Raw genomic sequence first — 17,669 nt, forward strand, 5'->3', positions numbered from 1 at the left:
CAGCGAGGCTACCGCATGACCCCCTTCCAGCGCGCCGAAATGACCGACACCGAGGATCTGCTTCCGGCTATTCTCCTGCGCATCGTCTCCGAACTGCACGATGTCGCCTATCTGATCGAGCGTATTGAGCCGCAGCTGCTGGATGTCGGCGGCGCAAAGGTACTGGAATCGCCCGGCACGATGAAGGTTCTTCAAGGCATCGATCTTGCCGTCCAGAAGACGCGAGGCATCGCCGAATTCATCGATACCCTTGCCGGCAGCATGCCGGAGGGATGGACGGTCGATCTTGCTGCCGCACTGAGCCTGGTCAAGCTGACGGAGATGCAGAAGGCGCTCGGCGGCGGCAATTTCCACGCCCATCAGCAGCCCATGGCAAAGGCGGCCGGCGATTTCGATTTCTTCTGATCGGGCATCCGCGACGGATATTGTTTTTCTTATGTAATTTTCTCCGATTCTCCCCCGCTTTTTCCTTCCAGGCGGGCCGGACGAAACGTTCGCACAAGTTTCGATTTCTATTTTCGCTACGGAGCACAAAGGCATCAGGTCTTTGACGAATCGTGCGAGAACAGAATGAATCTGTTAAATCAATTAGTTCCCTTATTCCGGAACATCCAGAATCTGGGCAAAACGCGCCTAATGATCATGGGTGGCGTCGGCGCAGCTTCCATTGTGCTAGTCCTTCTGGCGGCCCTCTTTGTCAACAAGCCAGCACAGGAAACGCTCTATGTCGGCCTGGATGCCACCGATCTCAATCAGATCAGCATCGCACTCGCCGAAGCCAAGATCGGCTTTCAGGTCGGCACCGACGGCACCAGCCTGACCGTTCCGGCCGGGATGACTGGCAAGGCCCGTGCGCTGCTCGCCGAACGCGGTCTGCCCACGAGCGGCAAGGCCGGCTATGAACTCTTCGACAATGTCGGCTCGCTGGGCCTGACCTCCTTCATGCAGGAAGTCACTCGCGTGCGTGCGCTCGAAGGCGAGATCAGCCGTACCATCACCTCGATCGCCGGCATCAGCGCGGCGCGCGTTCACATCGTCATGCAGGATGTCGGCAACTTCCGTAAGGCCGATCAGAAGCCGACGGCATCGGTGATGATCCGGGCGAGCGCCGAGGCAGCGCGCAAGTCGGCGCCCGCCATCCGCCACCTGGTCGCTTCGGCCGTTCCCGGTCTGGAAGTCGATGACGTCACGATCCTCGATTCGACCGGCCAACTGCTCGCTTCGGGTGACGATCAGAGCAACGGCGCGCTCAGCCGCAATCTCGGCATCGTGCAGAATGTGCAGGGCGAGATCGAAGGCAATATCAACAAGGCGCTCGCACCGTTCCTTGGCATGGACAACTTTCGCTCCAGCGTAACCGCACAGCTGAACACCGACAGCCAGCAGGTGCATGAGACCACATTCGATCCGGAGTCGAAGGTCGAACGTTCCGTCCGCACGGTCAAGGAAGCGCAGAAATCGCAGCAGAGCCAGCCCGACACGGCGGCGACGGTTGAGCAGAATATCCCGCAGGCGGCTCCGCAGTCGGGCGGCAACACACCGACGTCGAACGATCAGTCCGACAAGCGCGAAGAGCAGACCAACTACGAAATCAACAGCAAGACGACGGCGACGACCCGCAACAGCTACAAGATCGAGAAGCTCTCGGTCGCGGTGGTGGTCAACAGGGGCCGCATTGCACAGATGCTTGGCGACGGTGCCGATCAGGCGAAAGTCGATGCCTATATCGCCGAGATGCAGAAGATCGTTGCGACGGCTGCCGGAGCCGATCAGGCCCGCGGCGATGTCGTAACCGTCAATGCGATGAGCTTCCTCGACAATCAGCTGCTGGAAGACACGGCTTCAGGCTTCAGCATCACGGAAATGCTGAGCCGAAACCTGGCTGGCATCATCAACTCGCTGGCCTTCGTCGCAGTCGCCTTCCTGATCGTCTGGGTGGGCTTCCGTCCGCTGATCCGCTCGCTGAGCGGCGGTGCGGCCAGCGGCACGGCACTGCCCGAGGCAGCCGGCCTCGAACTGCCGGACTTCGCGCCTCCGGCGGGCGGCGCAGGCGCCGCGCTGATGGACGGCTTCGGCTCGGATTTCGGCTTCGACAGCACCGACGATCTGCTGACGATGGGCGACGACAGCGGTACCTTCAACCGCCGCGTCAAGGAAGGACCGGAGCGCCGTCTTTCGCGCATGGTGGAAATCAGCGAAGAACGCGCCGCAAAAATCCTCAGGAAATGGGCCGTCGATCAGGCCGCATGATGAAACGACCGGGAGAGATCCCGGTCGTTTGCATTTCCGGAACAGCTGCATGTCGCTGTCTCTTTCGCGGGCGCCATTGTTGCCGGCTCGACTCAGCCAAGTAATTTGACGTGTTCGTAAGATGGAATTTTGATGTAAAAGCCGTTGCTGGGTAGAAAGAATCGACTTACTAATATGCGAACTATACTTGTTAACCGTTTAACTGGCGCGAATCGTCTGCCGATCTCGGTGTTTCGCAAGCGCAGTGCGCTCGCAGATTCCGGGGCGGGAAAACCGGTCCATGGTTCGTCGGTCGTGTCTGCCGGTATTCTTACGGCATGATCGTCAAAGTAAAAATCGATAATGGGTGTGTTGATTTGCCCTGCTTCACCGGGATGTGTTTGTGTCGCGGTAAACAATGATTCGGCTCCGAAGCCCTGTGGATGTCATGATTGATTCTCCGGGCTGGCGCCTAGGCTTAGACTGAATGATGCTCTCGTTGACGACGGATCGTCCACCAGCGGCAGGAAATGCGGGAATGGACATACAGATATCGCAGATGAGCAAGGGCGATAGGGATGTGCGGCCAGTTGCGCCCGCCGCCGTCATGTCGCGCGAGCAGCTCATCCTGCAGCTGAGTGCCACCTCCGGCCCGACCTATCTGCAGGCCGGCTTGCGGGCGCTGGCCAGCTATGCCGGCGCCACTCACTATCTTCTGGTGCGCTGCGACTTCATTCAGGAAAGCGGCCTGGATTTCGTTGTTTCCTCCGATTGGCCCTTCGATCTCGTCAGGCGCCTGGCGTCGGAGCTGACAAGCGGTTACGGCCGCATCGGCGAGCTGGAAAAATGCATGTCATTGTTCCAGCCGAACCTCGCTTCTCTTCCTGACGATCTAGAACTGCCGCAAGGCGTCGGTCGGCAATATTACGCGCTGACATTCAATGTCGGCCGTACGCGTTTCTCGCTATTGCTGCTGACGCGTGAATCCGTATCGCTCTCGTCGGAACGGCTGCGCGACGCGGGTTTGCTGGCGGGCTACCTTGCCAGCTGCACCCGTTGTTTCGAGGATAAGCTGGAGCGCGATTTCGACCTGACGGAACGCGAACTCGAGTGTCTGTTCTGGATTGCCGAGGGCAAGACAAGCGACGAGATCGCCATGATCCTGGGTATCTCGCGCAATACCATCAATAACTATATCACCAGCGTCATGCGCAAGACGGCTACCAAGACCCGGTCGGAGGCGATCGCCTTCGCTGTTCGAAACAACCTCGTTTGAAGGCCCGTTGAATGCGATATCAGCCAGACAGGACGACGGACATGCCGGCAGAACCACGGCAGACCCGTTCGAGCCGGATTTCTGGCCGCTCCGATCTCTTTCCAAAACTCGTTGCGATGCTGAAGCTGATCGATGCGCAGCACTTCGCCGTTTACCGCCTGCATGGCTCCGGCTTGCCGCACAAGCATCGTTTGGTTTGCGAGCTCGACAATTGGGGCTCCGCCAATTCCGTGATCGCCAAATCCTTCCTGGAAGCCTATGGCGACGCGATGATCGAGCATATCGACAAATCGCTGCTTCCGCTCATGTGGAACGGCCGCGATAGCGACAGCACGGCCGAGACGCCGGACTTCGCGGCCTTCACCCAGCGCCTCAAACCTCATCTTCTGCCCTTCGCCGGCGTGGCCTTTCCCGTGCGGCTGGGCGCCGTGGGCAACGGCTATGTCGTCTTCACGGCGAAGTTCATGGATCTGGCGAGCGATGTGATCGTCGAGCTGCACGGCCGCAGCTGCCGGGTCATGATGGAGCTCTTGTCGTTGGACGAACGCCGTTCACAGGCCGCCGAGGCGCTCAGCGAGCGCGAAATTGCCTGCCTGCAGCTTGCCGGCGATGGGCGCATCAGTGAGGAAATCGCCGAGAAGCTGGGATTGTCGGTTCACACCGTCAACGCCTATCTCGGATCGGCGACGATCAAGCTCGACAGCGTCAACCGCATCCAGGCGATCGCGAAGGCGATTCGCTTCGGGTACATAAGCTGAAGCATATCGCCCCACTTGCGCAGCGGTTTTGTCTCTGAAGCTGCTCGCCGGCATCGTCGAGCAAAGAAATTGAGCGGCGGTCCGGCTTCCGCCGATACACACCGCTCCAAGAAGTCATTCCTTAAAGCCTGATTCTCTAAATCAGATTACTCGCACGGGCTCGCCGCGGGTGACGTAACGTGAATCCTTGAGGCTGCGTGAAAGAAGCGCCGTGTTCTCGTCCGGATCCGCGGATGCCTTGTCGAAGGCGATGTGGTTGATCTCGATGCCGGCATAATGCTCGGTCAGGGCAAGCTTGGCATAGATGACCACGCCGCGTGGCTTGATTTCCAGATCGAGCGTAACCTCGGCGGGGCCGCCCCAATCGAGCTTGTAGTCGCCGCCAAGGCCGAAATTGACTATGCCCGGCAAGAAATACAGCTCTGCGGCCGACGCCACGAGATCGGCAAGATTACCATATCGTTCGAAGCGCAAGAGAGAGATCAGGTCGGCGGCGTCGAGTAGACGCAATTCGCTCGCGACAGGGCTGATGGCTTCGGCAAGTATTTGTTCTCGTTGGGCAGAGTAGGGGCATTTTTTCATATGGTTTATCGTACCCGTTTTCCATTCGACTGCACGGCGTAGACTCGGTGGATGAGTTCGGCGACAGCCTTGTAAAATACTGACGGTATGACGCTATCAACCGAGACTTGCGCAAACATGGAGCGGGCGAGGGGAGGGTCCTCGAAAACGGGAATATTGTTGGTCTCGGCTATCTCCCTGATTTTCAAGGCGATCAGATCCTGACCCTTGGCAACGACAACAGGTGCGTCGTTTTCCTCGCGCACATACCGCAGCGCCACGGCAAAGTGCGTCGGGTTGGCGATGACGAGGGTGGCGCGGGGTACCTGCTTCATCATGCGTCTGCGGGCGCGGTCCCGCGCGATAGAACGCTGGCGCGATTTGACGATCGGGTCGCCCTGCGATTGCTTGTGCTCGTCCTTGACCTCTTGCTTGGTCATCTTCAACTGATCGAACCAGTGGTGTCGGCTCCACAGAATGTCGGCGACGCCGACGACCACGGTCGCCATCAGCACGATGATCAGGATACGCTGCACGATTGCCGAGAGACGGATGAAGATCGTCTGCGGATCCGACGCCATCGCGTCGATCGAATGGAAGAACTGCCCGCGCAGCACGAAAAACATCACGACGCCGACCAGCAGGATCTTCGTGAGCGACTTTCCGAATTCCACCAGGCCGCTGACGCTGAACAGGCGCTTCCAGCCGGAAACAGGCGATATCCGCGAAAACTGCGGCCTGATTCGCTCGAGCACAGGCGTCGGCAGATTCTGGAACATCGAAGCGCCGACGCCGAAGGTCATGAAAAGCACCACGGCGGGAAGCACCATATTGGCGACTTCCCAGCCTATGCGCACGAAGAGCGAAATGGCGTCTGGACCGGTTTCGAGCTTCCATTGATCCGGCTTTTCGAAGAGGTCGCGAAGAACCTCGCCCATGCGGCCCATGCGTGTCGGCAGAAAGAAGGTGACGTAGATGACCGTCGCGAGCATGGTGGCAAAGATGGTCGCTTCCCTGGAGTGCGGCACATTGCCTTTCTCCTGGGTCTCGCGGAGTTTTTTCTCCGTCGGGTTTTCTGTTTTACTGTCCTTGTCTTCGTCAGCCAAAGCAGCCGCCCTTTACGCAACGGAAAGAGGCCGCGCATCAAACGCGGCCTGAGCTGAGCACCTTAAGACAATTCAAGTGAGTCGCGGTGAGATTACGCCGCTTCTTCCACAGGCGTATTTTCTTTCTGCTTGAGCTCGATCTGGCCGGAGTTGGCAAGCCGGATGGCTTCCTGGGCGATGGCGCGACGTGCGATCGCGATTTCGCGCGGATTGATGCCGTTCGTGCCCGTCTGCAGATCGGATTCGATCATGCGGCGCTGACGCGGGCTGATCGAAGACAGAACAATCTCGCGGATCTCCGCACTTGAACCGCGCAGCGCCATCGTCAGAATGTCCGAAGCGATGTCGTTGAGCAGCAGCACGCGGCTTGGCTGCGGCATGCGAGTGAGATCGTCGAACAGGAAGATCTTCGGACGAACCTTTTCGACCGATTCCTTGTTGATCGATTCGAGCGAGCTGAGCAGCGTATCCACCTGCGGCTTGTCGAGTTCGTTCATCAGGTCCGCGACCTTGGTCGAGCCGGAAGCGTTGCGCTCGGCATCGATCTCCGCCATCAGCCCGAGAACGCGATTCTCGATGATCTGTGCGGCCTTCGGGCTGACTTCCTTCAGGTTGACGGTGCGGTTCATGATGTCTGCGCGCTGGGCTTCGGGAAGCTGCAGCAGTACCTTTGCGCCGAAAGCGGAAGGCATCATCGACAGGACATAGGCGATGGTCTGCGGATGTTCGCGCAGCAGGAACTTGGCGACGAAGACGGGGTCTGCTTCGCCCAGGCGGTCCCAGATCGAGGTTTCATAGGCCTGGAAAGCGGTGCGGCGGCCGAGCAGGCTATCCACTTCGTCCGGCGTCAGGCCTTCCTCGAGAATGCTCTCGATCGCCTTGGCGTTGTCCATCAGGCCGGCGCCTTCGGTGAACAGGTCTTCGAATTCGGCCACGAGCTGGGCAAGTTCGTCCGGAGGGATGAGCCTCAGCGATTGCGCCGAGGCGATGATCATCTGCAATTCGTTCTGAGTAAAATACTTGAGCAGCCGTCCTGCCACTTGCTTTCCCATAGCAAGAAGGACGGCTGCCGCCTTTTCAGTCTGAGATAACGGTTTCTCGGCAAGCGTGCCGCTGAAATCGTCAAAGTCCATCATGGTCTTCGTCTCCATCCCGCACAGGGAGTGGGCTCATCCTGAGCCGGGTTCAGCTTTTCTTCGTGTTGTAGATTTCAGTGAGCTTGATGCCGAATCTGGTGTCATCATGTTCCAGAACGGTAATCTCGCCCCGGCCGATCTTGCGGCCGTTTACGGTAATTTCGACCGGTTCGCCGATCTTCTTGTCGAGCGCGATGATTGCGCCCTCGGTCAGGTTCATCAGGCCGGAAACCTGCATGCGGCTGCTGCCGAGAACGATCTGGACGTCGATCGGAATGTCCATGATCATGTCGAGATTGGCGGCAAGCGCGCTGCCGAGAGGAGCAGGCTCAAGCTCCGGCGAGGAGCTGCCGAAATCGCTGTCATCGAAGGCTGGGCTGGAAGCGTCGTCGCCGAAATCGCCGAAGGTGGAAAGATCCGTGCTGGGCTCCGCGGCAAAAGTGCCGGCATCGAGGTCCGGCATGCTGCCATCGCTGTCCTTCTTCAGGACGCCGCGCAGGCCGTCGATGGCCTCATCCAATGCGGCGTCGCTGTTTGAAATGTCCAGCGATTCGTCGCTGTCTTGCTGTATCGTCTTCGTAGCCATGAAATCACTATTCCAGTTGAAACTTGCCTCAAGCTGCCGTGGATGGGAGGGAGCCCATCCGCCAGCCGGTCAATTCATTAGGTGTCGAAGAAGCTCGTCGTCGGAGTTCACGTTGTCCTTGACGCGCACCGTATAATTTTCGCCGGAACGGCCGAATTCGCAAATATAGAGGTCCTTGCTGTTGGCGCTGACCTCGACCCGGACGTCGCCGGTATTATCCATGAAAGGAATGACGTCGCCGACCGCGAGCTTCGAGATCGTGTCCAGCGTCAGCGATTGCAGCCGGATACGGGCGTCAAGCGTCACCTGCGAGCGGCGCACCTGTTCGCTGAGCTGCTCCGACCACGTCTGAGAGGCGGCTGTCGGATTCTTCGCACGCGGCGCGCTGATGACGGTCCGCAGCAGATCGCGCTGAGGCACGATGATGATGATCTCGGAGACGCATTTGCCGAGCGAAATCGTCATCGTGATCGCTGCCGCAAAATCATCGTTGCTATCGGCGAGCGGCGCTGGATGATCTTCGATATTGCGCGGCGGATCCAGATAGGGCTCGAAGCCGCCGGGAGCATTGACGGCGGAACGAAGGACATTGGCGATCTTCTCGAACACCATGACGGAAAGATCGAGCTCCATCACCGAAAGTGGCCTGGCAATGGCCACCTCCATGTCCTCAGGCCGAGCGCCAAGCATGTGTTCCATCAACGTCATGATGAAAGCCGAGCCGCAGCCGAGAACGAATTTGGGTGCCCAGTTGCGCAGCGATCCGTTGACCAGGGCATGATTGCCGCCAAGTCTCGCGATCAGCTCGTTCATGAGGCCGGACTGACAGCCGGTATAGGCAATATTGATCTCGAGTCCGGTTTCGCTCTTGATGATATCGGGCAGAAATTCGGAGTAGACCTGGGCGAAGGCGGTGCCGAGCTTGGCGAGCTTCGCCTGATCGCCGAGATTGCCGGTGAGCTTGGCAAAGAGGGTGCGATCCATCGCGGGCGTCTTTTGTGCGGATTGCTGGCTCATGATCGTCAGGCTGCCTTGCTTTCGCCGCCGGGGTTCATCATTTCCTGCTCGACGGCGTCGATGGACGGACGCTCGTACGAGGAGATGGTCTTGCGGCCGTATTCGAGCGCGACCTGCGGTACGGAGCCGTTCATGTAAGCCAGCAGCGTCTGCTTCACGATGACATAGAGACGATGCTGCTTGTTGCGTACGACCTTGATCTGGGAAACCAGCGGCGCGCAGACGGAATAGGACAGGATGATGCCGAGGAAGGTGCCGACCAGCGCCGATCCGATCAGGTGGCCGAGGACCTCGGGTGATTCGTTGATGTGGCTCATGGCCTTGATGACGCCGAGAACGGCGGCGACAATACCGATGGCAGGGAACGAATCGCCCATAATCGTGATCGCGTGGTAGGGCTTCATCTTGTCGTGCTGCATGGTGTCGAGTTCTTCATCCATCAGCGCCTCGATCTCGTGAGAGCGGGCGTTGCCAATGATGATGAGACGGACGTAATCGCAGATGAAAGCCGTCAGATCCTTGTTTTTCAGGACCGTCGGGGCGGCCTGGAAGATCGCCGATTCATCCGGATTATCGATATGAGCTTCGATCTCGTTGCGCGACTTGGTGCGCAGGTCGCGCATCAGGGCGTAGAGCACGCCCAGCGTATCGAGATAATTGCGCTCCTTCGGGACCGCATGACGGAAGGCTTCTCCGAGCGCCTTGCCCGAATCCTTCACGACCTTCATCGGATTGGCCATGATGAAGCCGCCGAGACCGGCGCCTGCGATAATGACAAATTCGAAGGGCTGGAACAGCGCGCCTACGTCTCCGCCCATAGCCATGAAGCTGCCTATGATGCAGCCGCAGGTCACTACAAATCCGATAATAATGTTCATCGTCGGTCCACACCTGAACGTTGCTTCATACAATGAACTAGGGGAGCTGCCTTGCGTGAGGCTGTTCGATGCTGCCGTTCGGTCGTCCTTTGCCGTGTCAGCTTCGCACAAGCCAATGCCGGCAGGATGGCGGGTAAGGGCATCGATGCCCCGCTAACGAAATGTAGGAGCGCCCTAGCGTTTCCTTTCCCGTTATTCTCCAATGTCCGGAGGGCGTTGAAAATGCAGTCTGGTATCTATGTGGCGCTATCGTCCCAGATGGCGCTCGAGCGGCGTCTGACGACGATCGCCGACAACTTGGCCAATGTGAACACGACGGGTTTCCGCGGTACCGAGGTCAAGTTCGATCAGGTTCTCAGCAACACTGAAAACAAGCTCAACGCCAAGGTCGCCTTCGTTTCGCAAGGCAACGACTATCTCTCCGTGGAAAATGGGGAACTGCAGAATACCGGTAATTTCTTCGATTTTGCCGTTAAGGGCGATGCCTGGTTCGGCTTGAATACGCCGGCCGGCATGGTGCTGTCGCGCGACGGCCGCTTCACCATGTCAGAGAGCGGCGCACTGGTTTCCGTGCGCGGCTTTCCGGTGGTGGATCCCGGCGGTGCGCCGATCCAGCTCGACCCGGCGGGTGGGGCGCCGACAGTGTCGTCAAACGGCACGATTAGCCAGAACGGCAAGACCATGGGTCAGATCGGCCTCTACTCGGCCGATGTCACCAAAGGTTTCCTGCGCTACCAGAATAGCGGCATCCTGCCGACCGATACGCCACAGTCGGTCATCGACCGCTCGAGTGTCGGCATCGCGCAAGGATATCTCGAAAATTCCAACGTCAACGGCATGCGGGAAATGACCAACCTGATCGAGGTCAGCCGCGCTTTCGACAATATCAGCACACTTACCAGCAGCAGCGAAAGCACGCTCACCGACGCGATCAAGACCCTCGGCGGCAGCCAGTAACGGGGACGGATCATGGTCGAGGATCGGTTGCCGGAGGGCGTGATGTCGCCGAAGCTCTCGCATATGGCTGTCCTTGCGGGGCAGTATGCGATGGCGGAAAATGCCGTGGCCCATGGTGGCCACGTGCGCACTATCGCCGCCGGCCACTACACGGTTGCCGGTCTTTCCAGGCAGGTGCGTCTTGGCGATTTCGTTGCACATCGTTCCAAGACGGGTGTCCATCTGGGCGAGGTCGTGCGTGTCGAGCCGGAGCTGACCTATGTCTGTCCGATCGAGCCGGGCGAGCCGATCGGCATTCAGGACACGATCATTCGCAAGGGTGCCTTCCGCATTTCCCCTGACAACAGCTGGTGCGGTCGCACGATCAGCTCGCTCGGCGAGCCGATCGATGGGCTGGGACCGCTGACACACGGGCTTGAAGCGCGGTCGATTTCCAATACGGCGCCGTCCTCGATGACGCGCAAGCGCGTCGAAACCGGTTTCAAGACCGGCGTGCGGGCCATCGATATCTTTTCGCCGCTCTGCCTCGGGCAGCGTCTCGGCATCTTCGCCGGTTCCGGTGTCGGCAAGTCGACGCTGCTGTCGATGGTGGCCAGGGCCGAAGCTTTCGACAAGGTGGTCATCGCGCTTGTTGGCGAACGCGGTCGCGAAGTGCGCGAATTCATCGAGGATACGCTCGGACCCCATATGCAGAAGGCAGTGGCCGTCGTCGCCACCAGCGACGAAAGCCCGATGCTGCGCAAGATGGCGCCTTTGTCGGCGATCACCATCGCCGAGCATTTCCGCGATCAGGGCGACAACGTGCTGTTGATCGTCGATAGCGTCACCCGTTTCGCTCATGCCATTCGCGAGGTTGCGACCGCATCCGGCGAGCCGCCGATCGCCCGCGGCTACCCGGCCTCGGTCTTCACGGAGTTGCCGCGCCTCCTCGAGCGGGCCGGCCCCGGTCCCGAAGGCACCGGCACCATCACCGCCATCATTTCCATCCTCGTCGATGGCGACAATCACAACGATCCAATCGCCGACTCGACCCGCGGTATTCTCGACGGTCATATCGTTCTGCAGCGCAGCCTTGCCGAGGAAGGTCGCTATCCGCCGATCGATCCGCTGGCGTCGGTGTCGCGCCTGGCGCGCAAGGCCTGGACGCCGGATCAGGAAAAGCTAGTCTCCCGGCTGAAAGCTCTCGTGCATCGTTATGAGGAAACCCGCGATCTGCGCCTGATCGGCGGCTATCGCCAGGGCAGCGACGCGGATCTCGATATCGCCGTCCGCCAGGTGCCGATCATCTACGACGTCCTGAAGCAGACGCCGGGAGAAGGACCGTCGGACGACTCGTTCACCGATCTTGCAACCGCCCTGAAAAATGGCTCCGCGGCAGCGGTGCCTGTTCGAGGGAGGTGACGCCGCGTGATGGATCGCTTCAATCAATTAGTGTCGGCAGCCGGCCGACATCCCGGCATTCAGTGCCGTAAGAGGGGGCAGACGTGAGAGAAACCGACGCAGACGAACCGGTCGCTCCGCCGAAGCCGGCGAGAAGGCGAACCGTCACGGACAAGGCGCTGGCCTGCACCGGCCTGGTGCTTGCCGGGGCATCGGCCTTCTTCCCGTGGTATGTTTTCCTGAACCCGGACAAGTTCGGTATCCAGGTGGCTGAAGGCGATCGTACCCGCGATCTGCCGAATTGGCCGGGTCGCCAGGTTGTAAGCGTATCGCCGCTCGCCATGGTCAACAAGAATCCTGCCGAACCGCGGGATTTTATTCCGGATCCATTGACCACCGCGACCGTGAGCAATGCCGGCCGCGAGGACGACAAGGGGCCGGCGGCCGATCAGCAGCCGTTCCCGGGCAAGGTGCCATTTCACCTGCTGCACGTCGTCAACGGCCGGGCCCTGATCGAGGACGATACGGGCATGTATGTCGTGCGCGTCGGCTCGGTTCTGCCCGACAACAGCCGTTTGGCGTCAATCGAACAACGCAACGGAAAGTGGATCATCGTCACCTCCACGGGCGATGTTTACGGCAACAATTGAAACAGCCGGAAGCGCCTGTGTTTCAGGCACTTTCAAGACCTTTACAGGAACGCATTTCCCGCAAGTCCCACGCAAGATTATCCCGCTAGATTCTGAGTGTAAGAACGGAGAGAAGCCCATGCAACCGATTCAGCTCTTTGACCTGGCCTCGCGGCAAGCCGAGTGGCTACAGGCGCGTCAAGAGGTTGTTGCCGGCAACATCGCCAATGCCAATACCCCGAAATATCGCGCCAAGGACGTCACGCCGTTCCAAGCCGTTCTGGAAAACCAGAACGTCACCATGGCGAGAACCAATCCGGCGCATCTTTCGGGCAATGATTTCAGCGCGAGCGGCAACGTCAACGTAGAGGAAGCGCCGCTCAATCAGGAAATTGGTGTCCAGGAGTCGGGTAACACCGTCGGCCTGGAAGACGAGCTCGCCAAATCCGGTGAAATCAAGCGCCAGTACAGCTTGAACACCGCACTCGTAAGCTCCTTTCATCGCATGATGCTGATGGCCGTAAAACAATAGATGAAGTGAAGATGTCATGGACCCGTTATCCGCCGCATTGAAGATCGCAGGCTCCGGCCTGGAAGCTCAATCGACCCGCCTGCGCGTCGTCTCCGAAAATATCGCCAACGCCCGTTCGACGGGCGACACTCCGGGCGCCGACCCCTATCGGCGCAAGACCGTGACCTTCGGTGCCGAAATGGATCGTGCCAACGGTCTCACCACCGTCGGCGTCAAGAAACTCGGCCACGATACGGGCAAGTTCATCCAGGAATATGATCCGGGCAATCCGGCCGCGGATCAGAAGGGCTACGTCAAGATGCCCAACGTGAACGTCCTGGTCGAAATGGCTGACATGCGCGAAGCCAACCGGTCCTACGAAGCCAACCTGCAGACTGTCAGGCAGGCTCGCGACCTCATCTCCTCCACGATTGACCTGCTGAAGAACTCATAATGATCGACTCCATCAAGAATGTCGCCTCTCTCTCTGCAACCCGCGGCCTCGGCAGCATCGCCACCGATCTCACGTCTGCAGCTTCCAGCACGCTGAACGCCTCCCCGGCGGTCGCCATGGGAGCGGAAGCCGGAATGAACTTCGCCTCCGTCATGTCGAATGTCGCGAAGGACTCCATCAGCACACTGAAGGAAGCGGAAAACGCCTCCTTCGCCGGCATGAAGGGCACGATGAGTACGCGCGAAGTCGTCGACAAGGTCATGCAGGCCGACCAGACCTTGCAGACCGCGATCGCGCTGCGCGACAAGGTCGTTTCCGCCTTTCTCGATATCACTAGAATGCAGATCTAGAGCGGGATCTCCCGCCCTAACTACCTGATTCCGCGTAGGTTGCTCGCTGGCCTTATCTCCGGCTTCGACGACCACGCCCAAGCTCGAAGGACGAAAGCATGAGAGCGCTCGCAATTGCCGCAACGGGCATGGACGCCCAGCAGACCAATCTTGAAGTCATCGCGAACAACATCGCGAACATCAACACGACCGGTTACAAGCGTTCGCGCGCAGAGTTCTCCGACCTTCTCTATCAGACCGAGCGCGCCAAGGGCATCTCCAACCGACCCAATCAGGCCGTCGTTCCGGAAGGCGCCAATATCGGTCTCGGCGTGCAGACAACAGCTGTGCGCAACATCCAGATCCAAGGGCAATTGTCACAGACGCAGAACGACCTTGACGTCGCGCTCGTCGGTCGCGGCTGGTTCCAGATCAAGATGCCTGACGGTACGATGGCCTACACGCGCGCCGGATCGTTCAACAAGAGCGATACGGGCCAGATTGTCACGCCAGATGGCAACGTGCTGGCGCCGGGGATTACGATCCCGAGCAACGCCACCAGCATCACCATCAACCAGTCCGGCCAGATCGCCGCCAAAATCGGCACGGCGACGACGCCGACCGTCCTCGGTCAGCTTCAGATCGCCAACTTCGTCAACGAAGCCGGCCTGCAGCCCATGGGCAGCAACCTTTTCACGCAAACACCGGCCTCTGGCAGCCCGGTCATCTCCGATCCGAACCAGGACGGCTTCGCCTACATGAAGCAATATTATCTGGAATCGTCGAATGTCGATCCGGTCAAGGAGATCACCGACCTGATCACCGCGCAGCGCGCCTACGAGATGAATTCCAAGGTCATCACGACGGCCGACGACATGGCGCAGATCGTCAGCAAGAACCTGAAGTAGCGGGAAGGACGGGCTGAACATGAGGTTTCGCCGGATGAAAAGCTTAGCAATGGCCTGGTTCGCCGCCGCGAGCCTTTCGGTAATGTTCGCAGCTGCTGCGCCGGGGGGCGCCGCAGGCGCCGATACCGGTGGCATGGGCACCGCTGTCGTACCGACCGAGACGATCTATCCCGGCGACATCATCAACAAAGGTCAGCTGGAAGAGGTCGAAGTCACCAACCCCAATCTTACGGGCGACTATGCCAAGCGCATCCCGGAGGTCACCGGCAGGGTATCGAAGCGGACGCTTCTGCCCGGCCGCACCATCTCGATCTCTTCGTTACGGCAGCCCTATGCGGTAACGCGCGGCTCCAATGTCCGCCTGGTCATGAGCATGGGCACAATGACGATCACAGCGGCAGGCACGCCGTTGGACGATGGCGCGGTTGGCGACAGCATCCGGGCCCGCAACATGGATTCCGGCATCATCGTCAACGGCACGGTTCTCGAAAACGGCACGATCCGCGTGGTCGCAAAATGAAACGGCTTCGTCAATTTCTCGCGATCCTGTTTGCATTGCCCAGCCTGATCATTGCCGATCCGGCCGCCGCGATGCAATCACGCATCAAGGACATAGCGTCGCTGCAATCCGGCCGCGACAATCAGCTTATCGGGTATGGCTTGATCGTCGGCCTCCAGGGAACGGGCGACAGCTTGCGTGCGTCGCCTTTCACCGAGCAATCCATGCGCGCAATGCTGCAAAACCTCGGCATTTCGACGCAAGGCGGTCAATCCGCAGCCAAAAATGCCGCAGCCGTCATGGTGACGGCGAACCTGCCGCCGTTCGCAAGCCCCGGCAGCCGTCTCGACGTGACGGTAAGCTCGCTCGGCGATGCGACATCGCTGCGCGGCGGCACGCTCATCATGACTTCGCTGAGTGGCGCTGACGGCCAGATCTATGCGGTCGCGCAGGGTTCGGTCATCGTTTCCGGCTTCCAGGCACAGGGCGCTGCTGCATCGGTCACCGAAGGCGTCACCACGGCAGGTCGCGTCCCCGGCGGTGCTATCATCGAGCGCGAACTGCCGTCCCGCTTCAAGGATTCGGTCAATCTGGTCCTGCAGCTGCGCAATCCGGACTTCTCCACATCCATCCGTATTGCCGATACCGTCAACGCATGGGCAACGTCGCGCTTCGGCTCGCCGATCGCCGAGGCGAAGGATTCGCAGGAAGTCTCCATCAGTAAGCCGAAGATGTCTGATCTGACGCGACTGATGGCTGACATCGAGAATCTCAATGTCCAGACGGATACGCCGGCCAAGGTCGTCATCAACGAGCGCACCGGAACCATCGTCATCGGTGCCGACGTTCGCGTCTCCCCGGTCGCGGTGAGCTACGGAACGCTGACCGTACAGGTGAGCGAGAATCCGCAGGTGATCCAGCCCGAGCCTTTCTCGAACGGGCAGACGGCCATCCAGGACCAGACCGACATCACAGCCACGAAGAGCGGCGGTCGTGTCGCAGTGCTCGAAGGACCTGACCTGAAGACGCTCGTTTCCGGCCTCAACAATATCGGCGTCAAGCCGGACGGCATCATCGCCATCCTGCAAGGCATCAAGTCTGCCGGCGCCCTGCAAGCGGAGCTCGTGCTGCAATGATATCGATCGTAAGCTCCAAGAAGATGCTCATCTCCTGCGGTCTGTCGGCTGTCTCTGCAGCGGCCCTCTTGCTGCTGTCGCTCGGAGCGGGCGCGGCGCAACAGGCACCGAAGCCGGTTGTCGATCCGGCCTCGAGCCAGGATGAGATCCGGCAGTTCTGCACCAACATCGCCGATCCGGCCCGCGATCAACGCTACCTGCTACAGAAGCAGGAGCTGGAAAAGCTGCAGGCCGATGTCGACAAGCGCATTGCCACCATGGACACGCGCAAGGCCGAATACGAGGACTGGCTGAAGCGTCGCGACGACTTCCTGAAGGCGGCAGATGTGGGGCTGGTCGATATCTACAAGAACATGAAACCGGATGCCGCCGCGGCCAGCCTTAATGACGTTAGGACGACGACTGCGGCCGCGATCATCATGAAGCTTTCGGCGCGTCAGTCGAGCCTCATCCTTGCGGAGATGGATGCAAAAAAAGCGGCCACGATCACCAACATCATCGCCAGCGCATCCAACCCGAACACATCGAAGTCGAAGGACCCCTCATGAACACGCGTGTTAAGGCCGCCTGTGCAATCGTCGTCTTTCTCGCCGGTTGCCAGTCGCAGGCCATGAAGGAAATCGGCAGAGCGCCTGCCATGAGTCCGATCGGCAGCGGCCTGCAATATGCGCAGACGCCGCAGATGTCACAGTATCCGAAGAGGCCGCACCAGGTCGCGCAGGGCTATTCGCTTTGGAATGATTCACAGGCCGCCCTCTTCAAGGATTCGCGCGCACTCAATGTCGGCGACATCCTGACGGTCACGATCAAGATCGACGATAAGGCGAATTGGGACAACGAGACCAATCGCAATCGCGTGAACAAGAGCGATTTGGGCTGGAACGTCACCGCCAAGATCTTCGGCTGGCAGCCGAGCACGAACGCGGACGCGAAATATGGTTCCGACACCAGCACCGACAGCAAGGGCAAGATGCAGCGTTCCGAGCAGATCAACCTGCTCGTGGCCGCTGTCGTCACCGGTATTCTCGAGAACGGCAACCTGATGATCAGCGGCTCGCAGGAAGTACGCATGAACCAGGAAATCCGTATTCTCAACGTTGCCGGTATCGTCCGCCCGCAGGATGTCACCTCGGATAACACCATCTCCTACGACAAGATCGCCGAAGCGCGCATCTCCTATGGCGGTCGGGGTCGCCTGACGGAAGTACAGCAGCCGCCGAGAGGCCAGCAGGCGGTCGATCTTCTGTCGCCGCTCTGACAGCTGACGGCATCGTATAAGTTAGATGCATTTCCAGGAAAAGTGCGCAGCGGTTTTCCGG

Annotated in this window: 21 protein-coding genes; 15 read left to right on the plus strand and 6 right to left on the minus strand. The window is 59.6% G+C overall.

Annotation, left to right across the window (positions count from 1 at the left end; translation table 11 throughout):
• Positions 1-15: 15 nt before the first annotated feature.
• The 4 genes from cheT to visR all read left to right on the plus strand — a co-directional run bounded on the left by cheT (position 16) and on the right by visR (position 4,263).
• The gene (gene cheT, locus QD461_RS24170; protein ID WP_184709405.1) at positions 16-405 is read left to right on the plus strand and encodes a chemotaxis protein CheT; all 390 of its coding nucleotides are present in this window, start codon (positions 16-18) and stop codon (positions 403-405) included.
• 165 nt (positions 406-570) lie between these two features.
• Positions 571-2,250 (plus strand): flagellar basal-body MS-ring/collar protein FliF, encoded by a 1,680-nt coding sequence (fliF, locus tag QD461_RS24175; RefSeq protein WP_414090013.1) that lies wholly within the window; start codon positions 571-573, stop codon positions 2,248-2,250.
• A 517-nt stretch (positions 2,251-2,767) separates the two neighbouring features.
• Positions 2,768-3,505, plus strand: a complete 738-nt coding sequence (gene visN / locus QD461_RS24180) for a transcriptional regulator VisN (RefSeq protein WP_414090014.1) — start codon at positions 2,768-2,770, stop codon at positions 3,503-3,505.
• Positions 3,506-3,516: 11 nt separating this feature from the next.
• Positions 3,517-4,263: a transcriptional regulator VisR gene (visR, locus tag QD461_RS24185; RefSeq protein WP_414090015.1), complete on the plus strand. Its 747-nt coding sequence runs from the start codon at positions 3,517-3,519 to the stop codon at positions 4,261-4,263.
• A gap of 141 nt (positions 4,264-4,404) precedes the next feature.
• On the opposite strand, the gene QD461_RS24190 is transcribed toward visR, so the two are convergent.
• From QD461_RS24190 to motA, 6 genes are all read right to left on the minus strand, one after another.
• Positions 4,405-4,845: a hypothetical protein gene (locus QD461_RS24190; RefSeq protein WP_414090016.1), complete on the minus strand. Its 441-nt coding sequence runs from the start codon at positions 4,843-4,845 to the stop codon at positions 4,405-4,407.
• A gap of 5 nt (positions 4,846-4,850) precedes the next feature.
• Positions 4,851-5,930, minus strand: a complete 1,080-nt coding sequence (flhB, locus tag QD461_RS24195; protein WP_184709415.1) for a flagellar biosynthesis protein FlhB — start codon at positions 5,928-5,930, stop codon at positions 4,851-4,853.
• A 92-nt stretch (positions 5,931-6,022) separates the two neighbouring features.
• Positions 6,023-7,066, minus strand: a complete 1,044-nt coding sequence (gene fliG, locus QD461_RS24200; protein ID WP_184709417.1) for a flagellar motor switch protein FliG — start codon at positions 7,064-7,066, stop codon at positions 6,023-6,025.
• Between the two features lie 49 nt (positions 7,067-7,115).
• A complete protein-coding gene (gene fliN, locus QD461_RS24205) occupies positions 7,116-7,652 on the minus strand; it encodes a flagellar motor switch protein FliN (RefSeq protein WP_414090017.1) in 537 nt (178 codons plus the stop codon).
• Positions 7,653-7,721: 69 nt separating this feature from the next.
• Positions 7,722-8,669, minus strand: a complete 948-nt coding sequence (locus tag QD461_RS24210; protein WP_414090018.1) for a FliM/FliN family flagellar motor switch protein — start codon at positions 8,667-8,669, stop codon at positions 7,722-7,724.
• Between the two features lie 5 nt (positions 8,670-8,674).
• Entirely contained in the window at positions 8,675-9,547 is an 873-nt protein-coding gene (gene motA / locus QD461_RS24215) for a flagellar motor stator protein MotA (RefSeq protein WP_004128566.1), read from the minus strand.
• Positions 9,548-9,769: 222 nt separating this feature from the next.
• On the opposite strand from motA, the gene flgF reads away from it, so the two are divergent.
• From flgF to flgH, 11 genes are all read left to right on the plus strand, one after another.
• Positions 9,770-10,504 (plus strand): flagellar basal-body rod protein FlgF, encoded by a 735-nt coding sequence (gene flgF / locus QD461_RS24220; protein WP_184709421.1) that lies wholly within the window; start codon positions 9,770-9,772, stop codon positions 10,502-10,504.
• 12 nt (positions 10,505-10,516) lie between these two features.
• Entirely contained in the window at positions 10,517-11,905 is a 1,389-nt protein-coding gene (gene fliI / locus QD461_RS24225) for a flagellar protein export ATPase FliI (protein ID WP_414090019.1), read from the plus strand.
• Between the two features lie 83 nt (positions 11,906-11,988).
• On the plus strand, positions 11,989-12,534 hold the full coding sequence (locus tag QD461_RS24230; RefSeq protein ID WP_414090020.1) for a flagellar protein: 546 nt from the start codon (positions 11,989-11,991) through the stop codon (positions 12,532-12,534).
• 118 nt (positions 12,535-12,652) lie between these two features.
• Positions 12,653-13,045, plus strand: a complete 393-nt coding sequence (gene flgB, locus QD461_RS24235; RefSeq protein WP_184709426.1) for a flagellar basal body rod protein FlgB — start codon at positions 12,653-12,655, stop codon at positions 13,043-13,045.
• A 16-nt stretch (positions 13,046-13,061) separates the two neighbouring features.
• Positions 13,062-13,478, plus strand: coding sequence for a flagellar basal body rod protein FlgC (flgC, locus tag QD461_RS24240; protein WP_184709428.1), 417 nt, complete (start codon positions 13,062-13,064; stop codon positions 13,476-13,478).
• Complete coding sequence (locus QD461_RS24245; protein WP_184709430.1) at positions 13,478-13,828, plus strand: flagellar hook-basal body complex protein FliE; 351 nt, start codon at positions 13,478-13,480, stop codon at positions 13,826-13,828. Before flgC ends, QD461_RS24245 begins: the two co-directional genes overlap by 1 nt.
• A gap of 98 nt (positions 13,829-13,926) precedes the next feature.
• Positions 13,927-14,715, plus strand: coding sequence for a flagellar basal-body rod protein FlgG (flgG, locus tag QD461_RS24250; RefSeq protein ID WP_184709432.1), 789 nt, complete (start codon positions 13,927-13,929; stop codon positions 14,713-14,715).
• Positions 14,716-14,749: 34 nt separating this feature from the next.
• Entirely contained in the window at positions 14,750-15,235 is a 486-nt protein-coding gene (flgA, locus tag QD461_RS24255; protein ID WP_409527716.1) for a flagellar basal body P-ring formation chaperone FlgA, read from the plus strand.
• On the plus strand, positions 15,232-16,350 hold the full coding sequence (locus QD461_RS24260; protein ID WP_184709436.1) for a flagellar basal body P-ring protein FlgI: 1,119 nt from the start codon (positions 15,232-15,234) through the stop codon (positions 16,348-16,350). Before flgA ends, QD461_RS24260 begins: the two co-directional genes overlap by 4 nt.
• Complete coding sequence (locus tag QD461_RS24265) at positions 16,347-16,898, plus strand: MotE family protein (RefSeq protein WP_184709438.1); 552 nt, start codon at positions 16,347-16,349, stop codon at positions 16,896-16,898. Before QD461_RS24260 ends, QD461_RS24265 begins: the two co-directional genes overlap by 4 nt.
• Positions 16,895-17,608 (plus strand): flagellar basal body L-ring protein FlgH, encoded by a 714-nt coding sequence (gene flgH, locus QD461_RS24270; RefSeq protein ID WP_414090021.1) that lies wholly within the window; start codon positions 16,895-16,897, stop codon positions 17,606-17,608. The genes QD461_RS24265 and flgH overlap by 4 nt, the downstream gene beginning before the upstream one ends.
• The last annotated feature ends 61 nt before the right edge of the window (positions 17,609-17,669 follow it).

The organism is Rhizobium sp. BR 314, from assembly GCF_047445805.1.
Lineage (GTDB): Bacteria > Pseudomonadota > Alphaproteobacteria > Rhizobiales > Rhizobiaceae > Rhizobium > Rhizobium lusitanum_B.